We start from the raw sequence: 21,134 nt of genomic DNA on the forward strand, positions 1-21,134 counted from the left end.
GCTCATGCCGGCGGGGCCCCGGCCGGTTCGACGGCGGGCGGGCGCCCGGCGATCGCCGGCGGCACCCGCCGCTGGACGACGGCGTAGGAGGCCACCGACAGCGCCATGGCGCCCGCGGTGACCGCCCACGGCACGTCGTACCCGCCGGTGAGGTCGGCCAGCGCGCCGAAGGCCAGCGGGGAGACCAGCGCGCCGAGGTAGTAGCCGCACGACATCACCGCCGTCGCCCGCCCCACCGCGTGCGGGGCCCGGTCGACCGTGACGGCGTGCGCGAACCCGGCGCCGACCATCGCGCAGAGCAGGCCGGCCACCGCGCCGACGGCCACCGCCGCGAGCCCCAGGTGGGTCCCCGCCCAGAGCAGCAGCGTGCCGCAGAGGCCGACCAGGCACACGAGCGCCGCCGTCCCGGCCCGGGTCCGGGGTCCGCGCCGCTCGCTGCGGTGCGCCACGAACACCATCGCCACCGTGCCCGTGCCGGTGCCCGCCGCCGACACGAGGCCGGCGGTGACGGGGGAGACCCCGCCGTCGACCAGGCTCACCACGAGGAAGGCGCTCAGCGGGTTGGTGCCCACGACGAAGCAGGTCGCGGCCAGCACCACCCAGACGAAGCCGGGCGGCAGCGCCCCGCCGCGGACCCCGGCCGGGCCGGGAGCGGGTCTCCGGCTGGGCACCCAGAGCAGTGCCAGGACGGCGTTCACCGCGGCCAGCCCGGCCAGCACCAGCACGACGCCGCGCCAGCCGACGGCGTCGGCCGCGGGCGGGCCGGCCAGCGCCATGACCGTGAGCAGCGCGGGGATCCCCGCCGTCTTCGCCGCGACCGCGGTGGCCGCCTGGTCCGGACGGGACACCGCGGTCACCGCGACGCTGGTGCCGGCGTTGACGAAGGCGTAGCCGCACCCGGTCACCACGCTGCTGACCAGCAGGGCGGGGAACGACCCCACCGCGGCGGCCGCGGCGAGCCCGGCGGCGGTGAGCGCCTGGTCGCCGGCCACCCACCAGCGGGCGCCGAGCCGGTCGACCACCCGTGACCCGAGCAGCGAGGTCACCCCGGTGGCCCCGTAGAAGACGCCGACGACGAGGCCGAGCTGGGCACCGGTCAGGCCGAGGTCGGCCCGCAGCGCGGCACCGAGGTAGCCCACGATCGGCATCGGCGCGGCGCCGAGGCCCATCGCCAGCGTGCTCACCGCCAGGACGGCGACCCGCGACGGTGCCGCACGGCTCTCGCTCATCAGTACTCATGTTTATCCTAGTTCGGGCGCGCGCGACATCCCCGTCGGCGCGGGGACGCGGTGGCGGCGACACCGCGGGTGAGCCGACTCACCGCGCGGGCGGGAACAACCCGGAGCGGGTCGCTGTCGTCCCCTGGGTGACGCCCCCGACGCCCGCCCGCACCCCGCTGCGCGCCTACGCCGTGTGGCTCACCGCCCTGACGGCCTACGTCGTCGCCGTGTTCCACCGGGCCTCCCTCGGCGTGGCCGGGGTGGAGGCCCAGGAGCGCTTCTCCGCCGGGGCGTCGGCGGTCTCGCTGTTCCTGGTGCTGCAGCTGACGGTCTACGCGGGCCTGCAGGTGCCGGTCGGGGTGGCGGTGGACCGGTTCGGGTCGCGCCGGCTCATCCTGGCCGGCGGGCTCACCATGGCCGCCGGGCAGCTGGTGCTCGCGCTGGCCACCGACGTCCCGACCGCCGTCGCGGCGCGCGTGCTGGTCGGCGCCGGCGACGCGATGACGTTCATCAGCGTGCTGCGGGTCATCGCCTTCTGGTTCCCCGGCCGCACCGTCCCGCTGGTCACCCAGCTCACCGGCATCCTCGGCCAGGTCGGGCAGATCGTGGCCGCCTACCCGCTGGTCGCGCTGCTGCACGCGGCCGGCTGGCGCAGCACCTTCCTCGGGGCCGCGGCCGTCGGCGTCCTCGCCGTCGCCCTCGTGCTCACCACGCTGCGCGACGCGCCGCCCGGGACGGTGGCCACCACCCCGGCCGGCCTGGCCGAGGTGCGCCGCAGCCTGGCGCTGACCTGGCGCGAGCCCGGCACCCGCATCGGCCTCTACACCCACCTGGTCACCCAGTTCTCCGGGACGGTGTTCGCCCTGCTGTGGGGCTATCCCTTCCTCGTCGTCGGCCAGGGCCTGTCCCCGGCGACGGCCGCCGGCCTGCTCACCCTGCTCGTGCTCGTCGGCATGGGCGTCGGCCCGCTGCTGGGCCGGCTGTGCGGCCGGTGGCCGCTGCGCCGCTCGGTGCTGGTGCTCGCCATCCTCGCCGCCACGGCCGCCGTCTGGACGGTGGTGCTGCTGTGGCCCGGCCGGGCGCCGCTGTGGCTGCTGGTCGTGCTGGTCCTGGTGCTCGGCACCAACGGCCCGGGCTCGATGATCGGCTTCGACTTCGCGCGCACCTGGAACCCGGCCGAGCGCCAGGGCAGCGCCAACGGGGTGGTCAACGTCGGCGGCTTCGTCGCCTCGCTGCTGACCGTGCTGGCCATCGGCGCGGTGCTCGACGTCCTCACGCCCGGCGGCTCGACCGGCTACGACCTCGACGCCTTCCGCGCCGCCTTCGCCGTCCAGTACGTGTTCTGGGCGGTCGGCCTGGTCGGCGTGCTGCGCCACCGGAAGGCGCTGCGCGCCCGGATGGCCGACGACGGCGTCGTCCTCGCGCCGCTGCACGTGGCCGTCGGCGCCCGACTGCGCGGGGAGTCGGCCTACCACCGCTGACCCGGCAGGGGTCGCGCGTCCCCGCCGTCCTCGGCACGATCACCGGACATGGACGTGGTGGTCGGGCTGGACTCGGGGACGACGGCCACCAAGGCGGTGACCGCGGGCACCGACGCCCACGTCCGCGACGTGGTCAGCGTCGGCTACCCGCTGTCGGTCCCCGCGCCCGGCCGCGCCGAGCTCGACGCGCACCGCCTGGCCGACGCCGCCGTCGAGGCCCTGGCCGCCGTCGCCGCGCGCGCCCGCGAACGCGGCGACCGGGTCGTCGGCGTCAGCCTGTCGGCGGCCATGCACGGCCTGGTCCCCATGGACGACGACGGCCGGCCGCTGGGCCCACTGGTCACCTGGGCCGACGACCGCGCCGCCGGGTACGCCGAGGCGCTGCGCCGCGACGGCCGCGCCGGCGGCCTGCACGAGCGCACGGGGACGCCGGTGCACCCCATGTCGCCGCTGCTCAAGCTCGCCTCGCTGCGGGCCGACGACCCCGACCGGCTGGCCGGGGTCCCGCGCTGGGGCGGCGTCAAGGAGCTCGTCGTCTCGGCGCTGCGCGGCGGACCCCAGGTGCTCGACCGGTCCTGCGCCTCGGCCACCGGCCTCTACGGCATCCGCACCGGGCGGTGGGACCCCGAGGCGCTCGCGGTCGCCGGCGTCCGGGCCGGGCAGCTCGGTGAGGTCCTCCCGACGACGGCGGTGCTGCGCGGACTGCGCCCCGACGTGGCGGGCGCGACGGGCCTCCCCGAGGACACCCCGCTGGTCCTCGGCGCCTCCGACGGCGTGCTGGCCAACCTCGGCATCGGCGCCGTCCGCCCCGAGGTGGCCGCCGTGTCGCTCGGCACCAGCGGCGCGATGCGGGTCGTCGTCCCCGCCCCGACCGCCGACCCCGCGCACCGGCTGTTCTGCTACGCCCTCACCGACGAGCACTGGGTGGTCGGCGGCGCGGTCAACAACGGCGGCTCGGTGGTGCGCTGGGCCGCCCAGGCGCTCGCCGCCGGCGACGGCCCGCCGCCGGAGCGCGAGGCGGCCGACGAGGTCGACGCCCGGCTGCTCGCCGAGGCCGCGGAGGTCCCGCCCGGCAGCGCCGGACTGCTCTGCCTGCCCTACCTGCTGGGGGAGCGGGCGCCGTGGTGGCGCTCCGGGCTGCGTGGCGCCTACGTCGGGCTGCGCCGCGAGCACCGCCGTCCGCACCTGGTGCGCGCCGCGGTCGAGGGGGTCTGCCAGCAGCTGGCGCTGGTCCGCGACGCCTTCTCGGCCACCGGCCTGCCCGTCTCGGAGGTCCGCGCGACCGGCGGGGCGGTCGCCTCCCCGCTGTGGGTCGCGACACTCGCCGCGGCGCTGGACCTGCCGGTGCGCATCGCCGACTCCCCGGAGGGCACCGGGCTCGGCGCCTGCCTGCTGGGCCTGCACGCGCTCGGCGCGCTGCCCGACCTGGACGCGGCCACGGCGCTGGTCGGGGTCTCCGACCCCGTCGAGCCCGACCCCGCGGCCGCCGACCTGTACCGGCGCACGCGCCCGCTGGTCGAGCAGTCCACGCGGGCGCTGGCCGAGGTGCTCACCACGCTCGACACCCTCGACGACACCCCCGGCCACCCCGGCTGACCCCGCCCGACCACCAGGAGGAGCCCGTGCCCGAGGTCGAACCGGTCCTGAGCGCCGGACCGCTGCTGCTCATCGCCGCCGCCGCGGTCGGCGTGCTGCTGTTCCTGATCATGAAGCTGAAGCTGCACGCCTTCCTGGCGCTGGTGCTCATCAGCCTGCTGGTGGCGCTGGCCACCCGGATCCCGATCGAGGACGTGGTCACCACCCTGACCAGCGGGTTCGGCACCACGCTGGCCAGCGTCGCGCTGCTGGTGGGCCTGGGTGCGATGCTCGGCCGGCTGCTGGAGCACAGCGGCGGGGCGCAGGTGCTCGCCGACAGCCTGATCGGCCGGTTCGGCGAGAAGCGCGCGCCGCTGGCGCTGGGCGTGGCCGCGCTGCTGTTCGGCTTCCCGATCTTCTTCGACGCCGGGCTGGTCGTCTTCCTGCCGATCGTGTTCACCGTCGCCCGCCGGCTGGGCGGCTCGCTGCTGACCTACGGCCTGCCGACCGCCGGCGCCTTCGCCGTCATGCACGCCTTCGTGCCACCGCACCCCGGTCCGGTCGCGGCCGCCGAGCTGATCGGCGCCGACATCGGGCTGGTCCTGGTCTTCGGCCTGGTCATCGGGCTGCCCACCTGGTACCTGGGGGGCTACCTGTTCGGCCTGTGGGCCGGCCGCCGGTACGACGTCGCGGTCCCCGACATCACGGCGGACGAGCCGAGGACGGCCGACGACGAGCCCGACCCCTCGGTCGAGGGCACCTCGCCGGCGATCGCGTCCGCGGGCGGGCAGCGCACCGGGACGGCGACCCGCCCGGCACCGCCGCGCTTCGGCACGGTCGTCGGCATCCTGCTGCTGCCGCTGGTGCTCATCTTCCTGAACACCGGGCTGAGCACGCTGGCCACCGCCGGCGCGGTGGACGAGGGCTCGTTGCTCGTGCGGACCGGGCAGCTGGTCGGTGCCACCCCGGTCGCCCTGCTGGTCACCGTGCTCGTGGCGATGGTCGTGCTCGGCATCCGGCGCGGGGAGAGCGGCGCGCAGGTGGAGTCGATCGTCAACAGCGCCCTCGGCCCGGTCTGCGCGATCATCCTGATCACCGGCGCGGGCGGCATGTTCGGCGGCGTGCTGCGCGCCAGCGGCATCGGGACGGCGCTGGCCGACGTCCTCGGCGACATCGGGCTGCCGGTCATCGTGGCCGCCTTCGTCATCTCGGTGCTGCTGCGGGTCGCCCAGGGCTCGGCGACGGTCGCCCTGACCACCGCCGCCGGGCTGATGGCCCCGGTGGTGGAGGCCACCGACGGGTTGTCCTCGGTCGACCTCGCGCTGATCGTCATCGCGATCGCCGGCGGCGCCACCGTGCTCTCGCACGTCAACGACTCCGGGTTCTGGCTGGTCAGCCGCTTCTTCCAGATGGACGAGAAGACGACGCTCAAGACCTGGACGGTGATGGAGACGCTGCTCGGCACCATCGGCTTCGTCCTGGCCCTGGTGCTCGGCTTCTTCCTCTGACGCCGCACTCCCTGTCCGCCGGGCGTCCCCGGGGCCACGATGGCCCTCCGGGGCCGACCGGGGCCGCGACGGAGCGGGGAGGGGCTGTCATGAGGGGTGCCGGACGGGCCGCGGTGGCCGGGCTCGGGGCGGTCGCGGCGGTGGCCGCCCGCGACCTGCTGCAGCGGGAGCACACGCTGCTGCGCAACTTCCCGGTGCTCGGGCACGCCCGCTACCTGCTGGAGTCGATCGGGCCGGAGCTGCGGCAGTACCTGGTGGCCGGCGACAACGAGGAGCGGCCCTTCACCCGCGACCAGCGCCGGTGGGTCTACGCGTCGGCCAAGCGCGAGAACAACTACTTCGGCTTCGGCACCGACAACGACCTCGAGTACACCGCCGGGTACGCGGTCATCAACCACCGCACCTTCGGCCGCGCCGTCCCGCCGTCGCACCCGGCGTCGGCCGCCGACGTCTCCCTGCCCTCGGCGAAGGTGCTCGGCGGCCCGCGCGGCCGGGCCCACGCGTTCCGCCCGGCGTCGGTGGTCAACGTCTCCGCGATGAGCTTCGGCTCGCTGTCCGGGGCGGCCGTCGAGGCGCTGAACCGCGGTGCGGCCCTGGCCGGGTGCCTGCACAACACCGGCGAGGGCGGGCTGTCGGTCCACCACCGGCACGGCGGCGACCTGGTCCTGCAGCTCGGCACCGCCTACTTCGGCTGCCGCGACGAGGAGGGCCGCTTCGACCTCGGCCGGCTGCGCGACCTGGTGGCCGGCGCCCCGGTGCGGGCGGTGGAGATCAAGCTCAGCCAGGGCGCCAAGCCGGGGCTGGGCGGCGTGCTCCCGGCGGCGAAGGTGTCCGCCGAGATCGCCGCGGCCCGCGGGGTGCGCGAGGGGGTCGACTGCGTGAGCCCGTCGCGGCACGCGGAGTTCAGCGACGTCGATAGCCTGCTGGACTGGGTGGAGCTGCTCGCCGCCGAGACGGGTCTGCCGGTGGGCATCAAGTCCGCCGTCGGCGACATGGCGTTCTGGGACGAGCTCACCGAGCTGATGGCCACGACCGGCCGCGGCGTCGACTTCGTGACCGTCGACGGTGGCGAGGGCGGCACCGGCGCCGCGCCGCTGATCTTCACCGACTCGGTGTCCCTGCCGTTCCAGCTCGGCTTCGCGCGGGTCTACGCGGCCTTCGCGCGGCGCGGCCTGGCCGAGCAGGTGACCTTCACGGGCGGGGGCAAGCTCGGCCTGCCGGACAACGCCGTCGTCGCCTTCGCCCTCGGCTGCGACACGGTCAACGTCGCCCGCGAGGCGATGCTGGCGATCGGCTGCATCCAGGCGCAGAAGTGCCACACCGACACCTGCCCGACCGGCGTCGCCACCCAGAACGCGTGGCTCGCGCACGGCCTGGACCCGGCGCTGAAGTCGGTGCGGCTGGCCAACTACCTGGCCACGCTGCGCCGGGACCTGCTCAAGGTCGCCGAGGCCTGCGGCGTCGAGCACCCCGGGCTCATCGACACCGGCTCGGTGGAGATCCTCGACGGGCGCACCGCGTCGACGCCGCTCGGGGACGTGTACGGCTACGAGCCCGGCTGGGGGCTGCCCTCGGCCGCCGACCGGGCGGAGATCGTCCGGATCATGACGGCGGAGGACAGCCCCCAGGGCGGTGCCGCGGCCCCGTCCGAGGACGCCGCGGGCTGAGGGGAGGACCCCCTTCTCCCCACCCCTCGCACGCTCGGGGCGGTGCCCTGGAGGGGGCCGGGGTCCTCCCTCAGGGGTTGCCGCGGAGGAGGTCCTCGAAGGAGGGGACGTCGGCGAACGGGTCGGCCGGGCGGGCCGAGGCCGGCCGGCCGGTGACGACGTCGGCCAGCTCGCCGGCCGCGCGGGCGATCCGCCCGGCCAGCTCCCGGCTGGTGCCGTCCCCGCCGGCCCAGTCCTCCGGGGCCGCGAAGACCGCCGTCGGCACGGTGATCGCTCGCAGGTGGCTGAACAGCGGCCGCATCGCGTGCTCGAGCACCAGCGAGTGCCGCGCCGTGCCGGCGGTGGCCGCGAGCAGCACCGGCTTGCCGGTGAGCGCCCCCTCGTCGAGCACGTCGACGAAGGACTTGAACAGCCCGCTGTAGGAGGCGGTGAACACCGGGGTCACGGCGAGGACGCCGTCGGCGCCGGTCACCGTCCCGACCGCCGCGCGCAGCGCCGCGTTCGGGAAGCCGGTGACGAACGCGTCGGCCAGGTCGCGGGCGTGCTCGCGCAGCTCGACGACCTCGACGACGGCGTCCTCGCCGCGCTCGCGCAGGGCCGCGACGGTCGCCGTCGCCAGCCGGTCGGCCAGCAGCCGGGTCGACGACGGGACGCCCAGCCCGGCGCTCACCACGGCGAGGGTGCGGGTGGTCATGCCGAGACCTCCTCCACGGTGCGCCCGGTGACGTCGTCGGCCGGGGCGGGGACGGTGCTGTCCTGCGCGCCGCCGCGGGCGGCCACCCGCGAGGCGTGGGTGGGCGCGTCGGGCACGTGCGCGGGCTTGAGCGCGGCGAACTCGCGGCGCAGCACCGGCACGACCTCCTCGCCCAGGAGGTCGAGCTGCTCGAGCACGGTCGTGAGCGGCAGCCCGGCGTGGTCGACGAGGAACAGCTGCCGCTGGTAGTCACCGACGTAGTCGCGGAATCCCAGGGTGCGCTCGATGACCTGCTGCGGGCTGCCGACGGTCAGCGGCGTCTCGCGGGAGAAGTCCTCCAGCGAGGGGCCGTGGCCGTAGACCGGCGCGTTGTCGAAGTAGGGCCGGAACTCCCGGACGGCGTCCTGGCTGTTCCTCCGCACGAACACCTGCCCGCCCAGGCCCACGATCGCCTGGTCGGCGCTGCCGTGGCCGTGGTGCTCGAAGCGGGAGCGGTAGAACTCCACCATCCGCTGCGTGTGCTCCTCGGGCCAGAAGATGTGGTTGGAGAAGAAGCCGTCGCCGTAATAGGCGGCCTGCTCGGCGATCTGCGGGGAGCGGATCGAGCCGTGCCAGACGAAGGGCGGGACGCCGTCCAGCGGGCGCGGCGTGGAGGTGAAGCCCTGCAGCGGCGTGCGGTACCGGCCGGACCAGTCGACGACGTCGGAGTCCCACAGCCGGCGCAGCAGCGCGTAGTTCTCCACCGCCAGGGGGATGCCGTTGCGGATGTCCTGGCCGAACCACGGGTAGACCGGGCCGGTGTTGCCGCGGCCCATCATCAGGTCGACGCGGCCGCCGGCGAGGTGCTGCAGCATCGCGTAGTCCTCGGCGATCTTCACCGGGTCGTTGGTGGTGATCAGCGTGGTCGCCGTCGACAGCTGCAGGCGGGTGGTGCGCGCGGCGACGTAGGCCAGCGTGGTCGTCGGCGAGGAGGAGAAGAACGGCGGGTTGTGGTGCTCGCCCAGGGCGAAGACGTCCAGCCCCACCTCCTCGGCCTTCTCCGCGATCGCCAGGATCGCCTGGATCCGCTCCGCCTCGCTCGGCGTGCGGCCGGTCGTGGGGTCGGTCGTGACGTCACTGACCGAGAAGATCCCGAACTGCATCGCGGGCTCCTTGTGGTTGAGCGTGCAACTACTACTCCACCGAACGGGTGCAGGTCACAGGACATTCCCAGGCTGCCTGTGCGTGCAGTAGTCGGGTGACCACACGGCGGCGGACCACTCCGTCGGTGACCGTCCCGTGATCTGGTGAGGAGCCACGGGCGTGCGGCCCACTGGGAGTCTGGCGTCCCTCACCTGGATCGCCCGACGGGCCCGGGAGGACGACGGACCGGGGGGAACGGGATGTCGAAGCACTCGCAGGGAGCCGCACCGGACGCCGGGGCCAGCGGCACCAGACGGACGGCCTTCACGGACAACACCGCCGCGGAGCACGCCCCGGCGAGGGGTCTCGACGGGTTGCTGAACACCGGGCCGGTCTTCACGCACGCCGTCCGCGGTTACGACCGCCTCCAGGTCGACGACTACGTGGCCGCGGCCGAGACCGAGCTGCTGGTGCTCCGCCGGGAGAACGAGCACCTGCTCAGCCGCTACGCCGCCTGCTCCGGCGAGCTGCAGAACGCCCGCCGCCGGCTGGCCCAGCTGGTGCGCGAGCGCGAGGCGCTGCCGAGCCCCGAGGACGCGCGCATCCTGGTCGAGCGCGCCCAGGAGGAGGCCGAGCGAGTGCGCACCGAGGCGCGCGCGGAGGCCGAGGCCCGGCTGGCCAAGGTCGCCGAGATGCGGGAGGCGGTGATCGCGCTGCGCGAGCAGGCCCACGGCGAGGTCGCCGGGGTGCGGGCGGAGGCGCAGGCCGCCCGCGAGGAGGCGCACCGCGAGGCCGAGGAGGCGCGGCGCGCGGCGGCGGCCGAGCGCGCACGGCTGGATCGCGAGGCCGCCGAGGCGCGGGCCCGGCGGGAGGCCGAGGCGGCCGCGCGGGCGCAGGAGGAGCGGGCCGCCGTCGCGGCCGAGCTCGCCGCGCTGCACGCCGAGCGGGACCGGGTGCGCGAGACGCTGCGAGTGCTGGGCGGGCACGTCGACGATGCCCTCGCCGGCCTCGCCGAGGTCCTGCGCGGGGACGCGGTCCCCACCGACGAGCTGCCCGACGACGTCTCGGTGCTCGCCGAGCGACGCGACGCCGCGGCCCGTGACGAGACCCCCCGGAAGCCGGGGGCGGACGTCGCCGCGGCGTCCTGACCCGCACTCCCGGCCCGCCGGGCCACCGGCCCCGGGTCGGGTGCGGACGGCTCCGTAACACGCGTCACGCGGGTATCTGGCGCCCTGGTGTTGTCACGGGCAGGTAACGACACGTACGTTCTCCACGTCCGGTCGGTCGTCTCGTCCCCTCCCGGGGAGCCCGGCCGGGCGCCGCCGAGTCGTGTCCGCACCGTGGACGCGAGCCGGGGACCCACCGCAGTCCTGGGGTGAATCGCCTGTCGAGCTCCGCTCGCAGCGCGTAGGGCTTCTTCCCGCCCGAACCCGTCAGCTAACTCGGTAGGCGGCCACGGAAGGAACGGAGAGTCTCCGCATGCCCCGCCTCCGGGCCGCCGTGGCCCGCAGGTGCTGCCGGCCGCGCGTGCACCGCGCCGTCTGAGCCCGGCCGCCTCCCTGCCCCGCTGACCCGGCGCCGCCGACCGCGGCCGCCGGGGACCCGTAGACCGCCGTGCGCCGGTCCCTGCCCGCGAACCGGGCTGCCGCGCGCGCACTCTCCCCTCGGAGCCCCCGCCTTCATGCCCAGCCGTACCCCGAACACGCCTGCCGACGCCGCCGCGACCGCCGAGCTGCCCGTGAGCGACGCCACCGCCGTCCTGGCCGCCGTGGACACCGACGCCCCCGCTGCCGGTCACCGCCGCGGCCGGCGCGCACGTGCCACCCTCCCCGCCCGGACCGGTGCGCGGCGCAGCAGCCCGCCGCTCGGCCCGCGCCGCCCCGCCCTGCTGCTGGCCGCCGCCGCGGCCGGCGCGCTGATCGTCGGCGTGGTCACCACCGGCGGCCCGGCCGCCGAGGCCGGCACCGACACGGCCAGCACCTCGGTCAGCGTGGCCGAGCAGCTCGGCGTCGCCGACGAGCTCCCGGCCGACGCCGCGGCCCCCATGGCGCCGCAGGCCGCCGACCTCGCCCCGCTCGAGGACCTCGCCGCCTCCCGCAGCGAGCGCTCCGCCGAGGAGGCCACCGCCGCCCAGGCGCAGGCCGCCGCCGACCAGGCCGAGCTCGACCGGCGCGCCGCCGAGGAGGCCGCCCGCCGCGCCGCCGAGGAGGAGGCCGCCCGCGCCGCCGCCGAGGCCCAGGCCGCCGCCGAGGCGCAGGCCGCGGCCGAGGCCCAGGCCGCCGCCGAGGCCGCCGAGCGCGCCGCCGCCGCGGAGGAGGCCGCGACCGCACCGGCCCCGGCCCCGGCTGCCACCCCCGCGCCCGCGTCGGCCGCCGCGCCGGCCGCCCGCGGGACCTTCAAGGAGTACGCGCTGAGCAAGGTCGGCAGCGCCGATCAGTTCAGCTGCCTCGAGAACCTGTGGGGCAAGGAGAGCGGCTGGAACCCCAACGCGCAGAACCCGACCAGCACCGCCTACGGCATCCCGCAGTTCCTCGACTCGACGTGGGCCAGCACCGGCATCGCCAAGACCTCCGACGGCTACCGGCAGATCGACGCGGGCCTGATCTACATCGAGGAGCGCTACGGCTCGCCGTGCGCCGCCTGGGCGCACTCGCAGTCCAAGGGCTGGTACTAGGAGGACCCCGGCGCCCCGCGCCTCGCACGCTCGGCGCGGGACCCTGCACCGGGGCCGCGTGGGCCCCACCGCTCGCTCCGCTCGAGGTGGGCCCCTGCGTCGGGGCGGGGTGGTGGACTGCCGGGCATGCGAGTCGTCCCGCCCGGCTTCGTCCGCGCGCACACGCAGGTGCGCCGGCCCTCGCTCGTCCCGGAGGTGCGGCTGCACGTCGCCGACGACGTCGTCGCCCTCTGGGAGGCGATGGAGGACGCGGCCGGCGGTGCCGGTGAGGCACCGCCGTTCTGGGCCGCGGCCTGGCCCGGCGGCCAGGCGCTGGCCCGCGCCGTGCTCGACGGGGCCGTGCCGGTGACCGGCCGCACGGTGCTCGACCTGGGGTCGGGCAGCGGGCTGGTCGCCGTCGCCGCCGTCCTCGCCGGCGCCCGGCACGTGCTGGCCAGCGACGTCGACCCGTTCTCCCGGACGGCGGTCGGCGTCAACGCCGGGCTCAACGGGGTGGGCGGGATCGGCGTCACCGGCGACGTCCTCGACCGGGAGCCCCCGGCCGTCGACGTCGTGCTGGCCGGCGACGTCTGCTACGACCGCGAGATGACCGAGCGGGTGCTGCCCTTCCTCGACCGGGCCCGGGCGCGCGGCTGCGAGGTGCTCGTCGGCGACCCGGGCCGGCCCTACCTCCCCCACGAGCGGCTCGAGCCGGTCGTCCGCTACGACGTGCCCGAGACCGAGGGCCCCGGCCTGCGCCGGACCACGGTGTGGCGGTTGCCGTGAGCGCGCCGGCCCCCTTAGACCTCACGAGCGGCACGGCCGTGGTCGCCTCGGTGCGGGCCGCCCACCCCGGCGCGCCGCCCGGGCGCTTCGACCCGGTTCCCCTCGCGGGGTCCGGCGAGGTCCTGGCCGTCGACTCCTCCGCCGTCGTCCGGCTGACGCACGCCCTGCTGCCCCCGCTGGAGGCGCACCCCGGCGGCATCCGTACCCGGTTCGCCGGGAGCGTCCGGGTGGCCGCCGCCGACGTGGTGCGGCCGGCCCGGCGCGGCCGCTGAGGACGGCGGCGCACCGGTGGCCGTCCACGTCGGCACGTCGGGGTGGAGCTACGAGCACTGGGACGGCGTCCTCTACCCGCCGGGGACGCCGCCCCGCGACCGGCTGGCCCACTACGTCCGCCGGTTCGGCACCGTCGAGCTCAACGCGAGCTTCTACCGCTGGCCCCGGGCGGCGACCTTCGCCGGCTGGCGGGACCGGCTGCCCGAGGACTTCCGGCTGTCGGTCAAGGCGCCGCGGGGCCTGACCCACGCCAAGCGGCTGTACGCCCCGGAGACGTGGGTCGAGCGGATCACCGCGGCCTGGCACGAGCTCGACGGCCGGCGGGCCGTGCTGCTGGTGCAGCTGCACCCCGCCGCGGCCCGCGACGACGCGCGCCTCGGGTACTTCCTCTCCCTGCTGCCGGACTGGGTGCGGGTGGCCGTGGAGTTCCGCCACCCCAGCTGGCACGTCGAGGAGGTGTTCGCGCTGCTGGAGCGGCACGGCGCGGCCTACTGCGTGATGAGCGGCGCCGGGCTGCCGTGCGTGCTGCGGGCCACCGCGCGGTTCGTCTACGTCCGCCTGCACGGCCCCGACACCGCCTGGCTCTACGCGGGGTCCTATCCCGACGACGACCTGCGCTGGTGGGCCGACCGGGTGGGGGAGTGGGCGGCCTCCGGGCGGGACGTCTACGCCTACTTCAACAACGACGGGCACGGCCACGCCGTCCGGAACGCGGAGACGCTGCGGGCGCTGACCGGCGGGTGACCGGAGCCCATCGGGCGGCGGGTGCGGCGGCCCGGCGGGAGACTGGAGCCATGAGCGAGCAGGACGTCGGTCCGAAGGCAGGGCAGGGACAGGGCAACCTGGTCAGCCGGTCCGTCGAGGAGTTCGTCGCGCAGCTGCGCGGGTTCACCGACCGGGCCCGCGGGCTGGCCGCCGGCGCGGTCCCCTCGGGGCTGAGCCTGCCGCGGCTGCCCTCGCCGCCGGGGGCGCTGTCGGCCGCGCAGCTCGGGGCGATCGCCTCGGCCGTGCGCGGGCAGCGCCGGCAGATCGAGGCGATGTCGGCGCAGCTGCAGGCCTTCGACGAGCAGCTCGCGGTGTTCGAGCGGATCCTCGAGCCGCTGCTGGAGTGGAGCTCGACGTGGGCCCGGCTGGAGGAGTCCTTCGCCGACGTGGTCCGCGGGTCGTCGTCCGACCGGGACGTGCCGCCCCCGGCCGACGCCACCTAGCCCGGCGGGCGCCGGTCGCGGCGCAGCGGGTGGTCCGCGGGCACCTCGACCAGCACGATCCGCACGCCGTCCGGGTCGGCCAGCCAGGACTCGACCAGGCCCCACGGCTCGACCTGCGGCCCGCGGAGCACCGGCACGCCGGCCGTCCGCAGCCGCTCGACCTCGGCGGCGACGTCGCGGACCTGCACCCACAGCGCCATCCCGCGCGGCGGCTCCTCGCCCGGGCCGGACACCTCGAGCAGGCCGTTGCCGAGGAAGAAGACCACGCCGGGGTGCTCGGGCGGCCCGAACTCGCGGTACACCGCCAGCCCGAGCACGTCGCGGTAGAAGGCCTGCGACCGCGCGGGGTCGGCCGCCCGGAGCAGGACCCGGCTGCTGAGCACGTCCACTCCGGCATCATCGCCGGGGGAGCGGGGACCGACACGAGGAGGACGCCGTGGCGCAGCGGTACGAGTACCGGGTGGTCGAGCTCCGCGAGGGGCTGATCGGCGGGAAGATGTCGGGTGACAAGCTGGAGAAGGTGCTCAACGAGCACGCCCGCGAGGGGTGGCAGCTCAAGGCGATCACCTCCGTCGAGGTGAAGGGCCGGATCGGCCCGGGCGGCGTCGAGGGCGTGCTGGTCACCCTGGAGCGCCCCACCTCCTGACCGACCTGCCCGAGGAGCCGCCGTGCCCGACACCGCCGACGCCCGGGCGCGGCTGCGCGCGGACTGCGCCCGCTGCACGGGGCTGTGCTGCGTGGCGCCGGCCTTCGCGGCGTCGGCCGACTTCGCGATCGACAAGCCGGCCGGGCACGCCTGCCCGCACCTGCACGCCGACGCGCTCTGCGGCATCCACGCCGAGCTGCGCGAGCGCGGCTTCCCCGGCTGCACGGTGTTCGACTGCTTCGGCGCCGGGCAGCAGACGGTACAGGTGACCTTCGCCGGCGGCCCGGACTGGCGGGACTCGCCGGAGGCCGCGGCGCCGGTGTTCGCGGCGTTCGGCGTGCAACGCCAGCTGCACGAGCTGCTGTGGTACCTCACCGAGGCGCTCGCCCTGAGCGAGGCCGCGCCGCTGCACCGGGAGCTGACGGCCGCCCGGGACCGCACCGAGGCGCTCACGGCCGCGCCGGCCGGCGAGCTCGCCGCCGTCGACACGGCCGCCCTGCGGCAGGAGGCCGGCGCGCTGCTGCTGTCGGTCAGCGAGCTGGCGCGGGCCGGCGTCCGCCCGCGGGGGAACGGCCGGCGCCGGGCCGACCGCCGCGGCGCCGACCTGGTCGGCGCCGACCTGCGCCGCACCGACCTGCGGGGGGTCGGCCTGCGCGGCGCCTACCTGATCGGCGCCGACCTGCGGGGCGCGGACCTGTACCGCACCGACCTGCTGGGCGCCGACCTGCGGGCCACGGACCTGCGCGGCGCCGACCTCTCCGGCGCGCTGTTCCTCACCCGCCCGCAGGTCGCCGCCGCCCGCGGGGACGCCGCGACCGCGCTGCCGCCCGGGCTGGAGCACCCGCCGCACTGGGCACCGCGGTGACCGCCGAGGACGCCGTCCGGGAGCTCGACTCCCGTCGCGGCGGCGCCACCCCGGCCGCCGTCCTCGCCCTCGCCGACCGGCTCCCCGGCGTCGGCGTGGCCGGCCTCGTCGGCCGGTGGCGGGGCACCGAGCTGCCCACCGGCTCGCCGCTGGACGGGCTGCTGACGGCGTACCGCTGGTGGGGCAAGGAGGTCGTCGACGCCGAGACGGTGCACCCGCTGCTGTTCCCCGACCGGGCCGGGCGGCCACGGCCGGTGCAGCCGGCCCTCGCGCCGCTGACGGTGCTGCGCCGTGCCCCGGGCCTGGTGCGCAGCCGGCCGGCCCGGCTGGCGTTCGCGGTGGCGCGGCCGCTGCTGACCACCCGCCGTCCGGCGGCCCGGGTGCGCACGGTCGAGCACCGCGGCGTGCTCACCGCGGCGCTGGTCTACGACCGGCTGCCCGTCGTCGACGTGTTCCGCCAGGTGACCCCGGACCGGCTGCTCGGGCTCATGGACGCGCGCGGCCTGCCCGGCCCCTACGCCTTCGTGCTGGAGCGGGAGCGCTCCTAGCGGACGTCGTCGTCCTCCGGCCGGCCGCGGCGGCGCAGCAGCCCGGTGACCCCGGCGACCCGCGACTGCGCCTGGTGCAGCGTCGCGATCAGCGGCCGCAGGTCCTCGTCGATCGTGCGGATGATGTCCGGGACGGCCTCCACCGCCGGGTCGTCGAGCACCCGGCCCACCCGCTGCAGCCCCGGCTTGAGCGCCCGCACCGGCTCCTCCAGCTCGCCGACCAGCTCCTCGAGCCGCTCGGCGGTGCGCTGGGCCGACGCGATCGCCGACGTGGCCGTCGACGTCGCGGCGATCAGCTCCCGGACGGCGGCGTTGAGGTCGGTCAGCGTCCGGGGCAGCTGCGCGAGCGCCTCGGTCTGGGCCTGCAGCGTGGTGAGCAGCTCGGTCAGGCCGGGGATCTTGGGCATGCCGAGGCGGAAGGGGTCCACGACGGCAACCGTCGCGCCCCTGCCGTCCGGGCCGCAACCGCAGCAGCCCGGACGGCGGACGGGACTACAGCGCCCGGAGGATGTCCTCGACCCGCTCGCGGGCGTCGCCGAAGAGCATCCGGGTGTTGGACCGGAAGAACAGCGGGTTCTGCACGCCGGCGTAGCCGGTGCTCATCGACCGCTTGAAGACGACGACGTGCTCGGCCTCCCACACGTGCAGCACGGGCATCCCGGCGATCGGGCTGGCCGGGTCCTCGGCCGCGGCCGGGTTGACCGTGTCGTTGGCGCCGATGACCAGGACGACGTCGGTCTTGGCGAGGTCGTCGTTGATCTCGTCCATCTCCAGGACGACGTCGTAGGGGACCTTGGCCTCGGCCAGCAGCACGTTCATGTGCCCGGGCAGCCGGCCGGCGACCGGGTGGATGCCGAAGCGGACCTCGACGCCCTTGTCGGTGAGGATGCGGGTGAGCTCGGCGACGGCGGACTGGGCGTGCGCCACGGCCATGCCGTAGCCCGGCGTGATGACGACGCTGTCGGCGTCGCGCAGCAGCTGCGCGACCTCCTCGGCGGTGACCTCGGTGTGCTCGCCGTCGGCCTCGCCGCTGGCCGCGGTGCTGCCCTCGTTGCCGAACCCGCCGGCGATGACGGAGAGGAACGAGCGGTTCATCGCCTGGCACATGATGTAGCTCAGGTAGGCACCCGAGGAGCCGACGAGCGCGCCGGTGATGATCAGCAGGTCGTTGTCGAGCAGGAAGCCCGACGCCGCGGCCGCCCAGCCCGAGTAGCTGTTGAGCATGGAGACGACGACCGGCATGTCGCCGCCGCCGATCGAGGCGACCAGGTGCCAGCCCAGGGCCAGCGCCAGCACGGTCAGCCCCGACAGCACCGCCAGGCCCGGCGAGACGACGAACACGACGGTCAGCGCCGCGAAGAGCACCAGCGCGCCGAGGTTGAGCGCGTTCTTGCCCGGCAGCACCAGCGGGTTGCTCCTGATCCGGCCGGACAGCTTGAGGAACGCCACGACCGAGCCGGTGAAGGTCACCGCGCCGATGAAGACCCCGATGGCGACCTCGGCGGAGTGGATGCCGACCGGCAGGCCGAGGTCCTCGCCCTCACCGGCCGGTGCCCCCTCGACCGACAGGTAGCCGTTCCAGCCGACCAGCACCGCGGCCAGGCCGACGAAGCTGTGCAGCAGCGCGATGAGCTCGGGCATGCCGGTCATCTCGACGATCCGTGCCCGCCAGATGCCGATGGCCGCGCCCAGCACCATCGCGACGACGATGAGCCCGACGGTCAGCGCGTCGCCGTCGCGGGCGGCCAGCCCGATGGTGGCGACCAGCGCCAGGGCCATGCCGGCCATGCCGTAGGCGTTGCCGGCCTTGGCCGTCTCGTGCCGGGACAGCCCGGCCAGGCTCAGGACGAACAGCAGCCCGGCGACGATGTAGGCCGCCGACGCGGCGGTGGTCGCGCTCATCGGGTGGCCCCCCGGGTGAACATGCCGAGCATGCGGCGGGTGACGGCGAAGCCGCCGAAGACGTTGATGCTGGCCAGCAGCACGGCCAGGAAGGCCAGCACGGTGACCACCCCGCTCACGTGGCCGAGCTGCAGCAGCGCGCCGACCACGATGATCCCGGAGATCGCGTTGGTGACGCTCATCAGCGGGGTGTGCAGCGCGTGGTGCACGTGGCCGATGACGTAGAAGCCGACCACGACGGCGAGGGCGAACACCGTCAGGTTGCCGATGAGCTGGTCGGGGGAGAAGGCGGCCAGCAGGAACAGCACCGCGGCGGCCAGCCCCACGACCGCCGCCCGGCGTCCCGGCCCGGCCGGTTCCCTGCGCGCCGGTGGTGACGGCGGTGGCGCCGTCGCCGCCGGGGCCGGCGCGGCCGAGACCTGCACCGGGGGCGGCGGCCAGAGCCGCTCGCCGGCCCGCGCCACCGTCATCCCCCGGATCACGACGTCGTCGAGGTCGACGACCACCTGCCCGTCCTTACCCGGGGTGAGCAGCTTGAGCAGGTTGACCAGGTTGGTGGCGAACAGCTGCGAGGCCTGCGCCGGCAGCCGGGCGGGCAGGTCGGTGTAGCCGATGATCGTGACGCCGTTCCCGGTCACGACCACCTCGTCGGCGACCGAGCCCGCGACGTTGCCGCCCTGCGCGGCGGCCATGTCGACCACCACCGAGCCGGGCTTCATGCTGGCCACCATCTCCTCGGTGAGCAGCCGGGGCGCCGGGCGGCCGGGGATCAGCGCGGTGGTGATGACGACGTCGACGTCGCGGGCCTGCTCGGCGTACATGACCGCGGCGCGGGCGTTGAAGCTCTCGCTGGTCACCGAGGCGTACCCGGTGCCGCCGCCGGCGGCCTGCTCCTCCTCGTCGGCCGGCACGCCCACGTACTCCCCGCCCAGCGAGCGCACCTGCTCGGCCACCTCCGGGCGCACGTCGGTGGCGCGCACGATGGCGCCCAGGCTGCTGGCCGTGCCGATGGCGGCCAGCCCCGCGACGCCGGCGCCCGCGACGAAGACCTTGGCCGGCGGCACCTTGCCCGCGGCGGTGACCTGGCCGGTGAAGAAGCGGCCGAAGGCGTGGGCGGCCTCGACGACGGCGCGGTAGCCGGCGATGTTGGCCATGGAGCTCAGCACGTCCAGCGACTGCGCCCGGGAGATCCGCGGCACGGCGTCCATGGCCAGCGCGGTCACGCCGCGGGCCACCAGCGCGTCGACCAGGTCGGGCGAGAGCGCCGGGGCGAGCAGGCTCACGAGCACCGCGTCCGCACGCAGGGCGGCGATCTCCGCGGCGGTGGGGGCGTTGACGTGCAGGACGACGTCGGCGCCCCACGCCTGCGCCGCCGAGCCGATCCGCGCACCGGCGGCGACGTAGGCCTCGTCGGGGCAGTCGGCCGCCGCCCCGGCACCGGCCTCGACGAGGACGTCGTAGCCGAGGGCGCAGAGCTGGCCCACGCTCGTGGGGGTCGCGGCGACCCGCGTCTCGTTCCGCCGGGTCTCGGCGGGCACACCGATGAGCACGCGCACTCCAAGGACAGCTCGGGGCCGGCGGCTCTGCCGGCGGGCCTGGTGGTGCAGGGGGCCGTGGCTGACCGCACCCCGCGCTGCATCGTGGCAGGCGGCGGTGGCAGGCCGTGCCCCGGGCACCGGATCGTGACCCGGATCGCACCCGGGGGTGAGGTCGGGCCGGGCGGTCGGGGCCGGCGGCGGTGACGCGGTCGGGACGGCGGCCCGTCAACGGCCGCGGCCGGCGCCCCCGGAGGGGGACGCCGGCCGCGGCCGGTGCAGGGGGTGCCTAGGGGGCGCCGGTGTAGGGCGCACCCAGCGGGTCGACCGTCGGGTAGCTGTCGACGGTCTCGGCCAGGCGGGCGGCGGCCCAGTCGCCGTCGCCGAGCACGTGGTCGATCGCGGTGAGCCGGCTGGTGTAGTGGCCGATCGAGTACTCCGCGGTGACCCCGATGCCGCCGTGGAGCTGGATGGCCTCCTTGCCCACGTGCCGGCCGGCACGGCTGGTCTGCAGCCGCACGCGGTCGCCCGCGGCCACGACGTCGCCGCCGGTGTCGGCGACCATGCTCGCCCACAGCGCGGTGCTGCGGGCCAGCTCCACGGACACGTACATGTCCGCCGCCCGGAAGGTCAGCGCCTGGAACCGGTTGAGCGTGACCCCGAACTGCTTGCGGGTCTTGAGGTACTCCGCGGTGGTCCGCAGCGCCGTCTCCATCGCGCCGACGGCCTCGTTGCCGTAGGCGATCCGGGCCAGGGCCTGGGCCCGCTCGACGTCGGCGCTGCGGTCGGCGGTGCCCGCGCCGAGCAGCTCGGCCGGGGTGCCGGTGAGGGTCACGTTCGCCGCGCGGCCGCCGTCGTGGGTGCGGTAGCCGGTGCGGGTCAGGCCCTCGGCGTCGCCCCGGACGAGGAACAGCGCGGTGCCGTCCCCGACCACGGCCGACACCACGAGCACGTCGGCGCGGGCACCGTTGAGTACTGGCTCCTTGACGCCCGTCAGCCGCCACGTGCCGCCGTCCTCGGTGGCGGTGACGCCACTGGCCGAGGGGCTCCACCGGGTGCCCGGCTCGGCGTGCGCGAGGGCGAGCACGCTCGCGCCCTCGGACAGGGGCCCGAGGACCGCCTGCCGCTGCGCGGCGGTGCCCACGGCCGCGACGAGGCCGCCGGCGAGGACCACGGCCTCGACGAAGGGCTCGGGTGCCAGCACCCGGCCGATCTCCTCGGCCACGATGCCCACCTCGATCGGGCCGGCACCCATGCCGCCGTCGTCCTCGGCGAAGGGCAGTCCGAGCACGCCCATCTCGGCCAGCCGGGCCCAGGTCTTCTCGTCGAAGCCCGGGTCGGTGGCGACCGTCCGGCGACGGGCCTCGGGGTCGCCGTAGGCGCGCTGCAGGAGGCCGCGCACGGCCTCGCGCAGGTCGTTCTGCTCGCTGTCGTACTGGAAGTCCACGGGT

The 21,134-nt window shown here is 76.2% G+C and carries 21 protein-coding genes and 1 riboswitch; of the genes, 13 read left to right on the top strand and 8 right to left on the bottom strand.

Features of this window, described 5'->3' with window-relative positions:
• Positions 1 to 2 precede the first annotated feature (2 nt).
• Positions 3 to 1,229 carry an MFS transporter gene (locus JOD57_RS23020; protein WP_204694151.1) on the bottom strand — a complete coding sequence of 409 codons (1,227 nt, stop codon included), beginning with the start codon at positions 1,227 to 1,229 and terminating at the stop codon, positions 3 to 5.
• A 137-nt stretch (positions 1,230 to 1,366) separates the two neighbouring features.
• Between JOD57_RS23020 and JOD57_RS23025 the strand changes: the two genes are divergently transcribed.
• The 4 genes from JOD57_RS23025 (at position 1,367) to JOD57_RS23040 (ending at position 7,451) form a co-directional block, all read left to right on the top strand.
• Complete coding sequence (locus tag JOD57_RS23025) at positions 1,367 to 2,701, top strand: MFS transporter (protein ID WP_307824875.1); 1,335 nt, start codon at positions 1,367 to 1,369, stop codon at positions 2,699 to 2,701.
• Between the two features lie 48 nt (positions 2,702 to 2,749).
• Positions 2,750 to 4,297, top strand: coding sequence for a gluconokinase (locus tag JOD57_RS23030; RefSeq protein WP_204694153.1), 1,548 nt, complete (start codon positions 2,750 to 2,752; stop codon positions 4,295 to 4,297).
• 26 nt (positions 4,298 to 4,323) lie between these two features.
• Entirely contained in the window at positions 4,324 to 5,784 is a 1,461-nt protein-coding gene (locus tag JOD57_RS23035) for a GntP family permease (RefSeq protein ID WP_204694154.1), read from the top strand.
• Positions 5,785 to 5,873: 89 nt separating this feature from the next.
• Positions 5,874 to 7,451: an FMN-binding glutamate synthase family protein gene (locus tag JOD57_RS23040; RefSeq protein ID WP_204694155.1), complete on the top strand. Its 1,578-nt coding sequence runs from the start codon at positions 5,874 to 5,876 to the stop codon at positions 7,449 to 7,451.
• A 70-nt stretch (positions 7,452 to 7,521) separates the two neighbouring features.
• Here the strand turns inward: JOD57_RS23040 and JOD57_RS23045 are convergent, their stop codons facing one another.
• Positions 7,522 to 8,145, bottom strand: coding sequence for an FMN reductase (locus JOD57_RS23045; protein WP_204694156.1), 624 nt, complete (start codon positions 8,143 to 8,145; stop codon positions 7,522 to 7,524).
• On the bottom strand, positions 8,142 to 9,287 hold the full coding sequence (locus tag JOD57_RS23050; protein WP_204694157.1) for an LLM class flavin-dependent oxidoreductase: 1,146 nt from the start codon (positions 9,285 to 9,287) through the stop codon (positions 8,142 to 8,144). The genes JOD57_RS23045 and JOD57_RS23050 overlap by 4 nt, the downstream gene beginning before the upstream one ends.
• 240 nt (positions 9,288 to 9,527) lie before the next feature.
• Here JOD57_RS23050 and JOD57_RS23055 point away from each other — a divergent pair, with 240 nt between their 5' ends.
• The 6 genes from JOD57_RS23055 (at position 9,528) to JOD57_RS23080 (ending at position 14,187) form a co-directional block, all read left to right on the top strand.
• Positions 9,528 to 10,415 (top strand): hypothetical protein, encoded by an 888-nt coding sequence (locus JOD57_RS23055; protein WP_204694158.1) that lies wholly within the window; start codon positions 9,528 to 9,530, stop codon positions 10,413 to 10,415.
• 162 nt (positions 10,416 to 10,577) lie between these two features.
• A riboswitch (cyclic di-AMP (ydaO/yuaA leader) is annotated at positions 10,578 to 10,734 on the top strand.
• A gap of 214 nt (positions 10,735 to 10,948) precedes the next feature.
• Positions 10,949 to 11,941, top strand: a complete 993-nt coding sequence (locus JOD57_RS23060; RefSeq protein WP_204694159.1) for an aggregation-promoting factor C-terminal-like domain-containing protein — start codon at positions 10,949 to 10,951, stop codon at positions 11,939 to 11,941.
• Between the two features lie 126 nt (positions 11,942 to 12,067).
• Complete coding sequence (locus JOD57_RS23065; protein WP_204694160.1) at positions 12,068 to 12,706, top strand: class I SAM-dependent methyltransferase; 639 nt, start codon at positions 12,068 to 12,070, stop codon at positions 12,704 to 12,706.
• Complete coding sequence (locus JOD57_RS23070; RefSeq protein ID WP_204694161.1) at positions 12,703 to 12,978, top strand: hypothetical protein; 276 nt, start codon at positions 12,703 to 12,705, stop codon at positions 12,976 to 12,978. The genes JOD57_RS23065 and JOD57_RS23070 overlap by 4 nt, the downstream gene beginning before the upstream one ends.
• 16 nt (positions 12,979 to 12,994) lie before the next feature.
• Positions 12,995 to 13,723 (top strand): DUF72 domain-containing protein, encoded by a 729-nt coding sequence (locus tag JOD57_RS23075; protein ID WP_204694162.1) that lies wholly within the window; start codon positions 12,995 to 12,997, stop codon positions 13,721 to 13,723.
• A 50-nt stretch (positions 13,724 to 13,773) separates the two neighbouring features.
• Positions 13,774 to 14,187, top strand: coding sequence for a hypothetical protein (locus JOD57_RS23080; protein ID WP_204694163.1), 414 nt, complete (start codon positions 13,774 to 13,776; stop codon positions 14,185 to 14,187).
• On the opposite strand, the gene JOD57_RS23085 is transcribed toward JOD57_RS23080, so the two are convergent.
• Positions 14,184 to 14,570 carry a VOC family protein gene (locus tag JOD57_RS23085; protein ID WP_307824876.1) on the bottom strand — a complete coding sequence of 129 codons (387 nt, stop codon included), beginning with the start codon at positions 14,568 to 14,570 and terminating at the stop codon, positions 14,184 to 14,186. The genes JOD57_RS23080 and JOD57_RS23085 overlap by 4 nt on opposite strands.
• Positions 14,571 to 14,623: 53 nt before the next feature.
• Here JOD57_RS23085 and JOD57_RS23090 point away from each other — a divergent pair, with 53 nt between their 5' ends.
• Genes JOD57_RS23090 through JOD57_RS23100 form a run of 3 tightly spaced genes read left to right on the top strand, consistent with a single transcriptional unit; the run spans position 14,624 to position 16,246 of the window.
• Positions 14,624 to 14,833, top strand: a complete 210-nt coding sequence (locus JOD57_RS23090; RefSeq protein ID WP_204694165.1) for a DUF4177 domain-containing protein — start codon at positions 14,624 to 14,626, stop codon at positions 14,831 to 14,833.
• 22 nt (positions 14,834 to 14,855) lie between these two features.
• Positions 14,856 to 15,698: a pentapeptide repeat-containing protein gene (locus tag JOD57_RS23095; protein WP_204694166.1), complete on the top strand. Its 843-nt coding sequence runs from the start codon at positions 14,856 to 14,858 to the stop codon at positions 15,696 to 15,698.
• Positions 15,695 to 16,246, top strand: a complete 552-nt coding sequence (locus JOD57_RS23100) for a DUF4334 domain-containing protein (protein WP_204694167.1) — start codon at positions 15,695 to 15,697, stop codon at positions 16,244 to 16,246. The genes JOD57_RS23095 and JOD57_RS23100 overlap by 4 nt, the downstream gene beginning before the upstream one ends.
• Here JOD57_RS23100 and JOD57_RS23105 read toward each other — a convergent pair.
• The 4 genes from JOD57_RS23105 to JOD57_RS23120 all read right to left on the bottom strand — a co-directional run bounded on the left by JOD57_RS23105 (position 16,243) and on the right by JOD57_RS23120 (position 21,130).
• On the bottom strand, positions 16,243 to 16,674 hold the full coding sequence (locus JOD57_RS23105; RefSeq protein WP_204694168.1) for a hypothetical protein: 432 nt from the start codon (positions 16,672 to 16,674) through the stop codon (positions 16,243 to 16,245). The two genes, JOD57_RS23100 and JOD57_RS23105, sit on opposite strands and share 4 nt — an antisense overlap.
• A 64-nt stretch (positions 16,675 to 16,738) precedes the next feature.
• Entirely contained in the window at positions 16,739 to 18,148 is a 1,410-nt protein-coding gene (gene pntB / locus JOD57_RS23110) for a Re/Si-specific NAD(P)(+) transhydrogenase subunit beta (RefSeq protein ID WP_204694169.1), read from the bottom strand.
• A complete protein-coding gene (locus JOD57_RS23115) occupies positions 18,145 to 19,698 on the bottom strand; it encodes a Re/Si-specific NAD(P)(+) transhydrogenase subunit alpha (protein ID WP_204694170.1) in 1,554 nt (517 codons plus the stop codon). The genes pntB and JOD57_RS23115 overlap by 4 nt, the downstream gene beginning before the upstream one ends.
• Before the next feature lie 274 nt (positions 19,699 to 19,972).
• Positions 19,973 to 21,130: an acyl-CoA dehydrogenase family protein gene (locus tag JOD57_RS23120; protein ID WP_204694171.1), complete on the bottom strand. Its 1,158-nt coding sequence runs from the start codon at positions 21,128 to 21,130 to the stop codon at positions 19,973 to 19,975.
• Positions 21,131 to 21,134: the final 4 nt, after the last annotated feature.

The organism is Geodermatophilus bullaregiensis (assembly GCF_016907675.1).
Taxonomy (GTDB): Bacteria; Actinomycetota; Actinomycetes; order Mycobacteriales; family Geodermatophilaceae; genus Geodermatophilus; species Geodermatophilus bullaregiensis.

Coding starts and splice junctions, on each gene's coding strand:
- JOD57_RS23020 (WP_204694151.1), bottom strand. CDS start 1,229: ATGAGCGAGAGCCGTGCGGCACCGTCGCGGGTCGCCGTCCTGGCGGTG.
- JOD57_RS23030 (WP_204694153.1), top strand. CDS start 2,750: ATGGACGTGGTGGTCGGGCTGGACTCGGGGACGACGGCCACCAAGGCG.
- JOD57_RS23040 (WP_204694155.1), top strand. CDS start 5,874: ATGAGGGGTGCCGGACGGGCCGCGGTGGCCGGGCTCGGGGCGGTCGCG.
- JOD57_RS23045 (WP_204694156.1), bottom strand. CDS start 8,145: ATGACCACCCGCACCCTCGCCGTGGTGAGCGCCGGGCTGGGCGTCCCG.
- JOD57_RS23050 (WP_204694157.1), bottom strand. CDS start 9,287: ATGCAGTTCGGGATCTTCTCGGTCAGTGACGTCACGACCGACCCCACG.
- JOD57_RS23055 (WP_204694158.1), top strand. CDS start 9,528: ATGTCGAAGCACTCGCAGGGAGCCGCACCGGACGCCGGGGCCAGCGGC.
- JOD57_RS23060 (WP_204694159.1), top strand. CDS start 10,949: ATGCCCAGCCGTACCCCGAACACGCCTGCCGACGCCGCCGCGACCGCC.
- JOD57_RS23065 (WP_204694160.1), top strand. CDS start 12,068: ATGCGAGTCGTCCCGCCCGGCTTCGTCCGCGCGCACACGCAGGTGCGC.
- JOD57_RS23080 (WP_204694163.1), top strand. CDS start 13,774: ATGAGCGAGCAGGACGTCGGTCCGAAGGCAGGGCAGGGACAGGGCAAC.
- pntB (WP_204694169.1), bottom strand. CDS start 18,148: ATGAGCGCGACCACCGCCGCGTCGGCGGCCTACATCGTCGCCGGGCTG.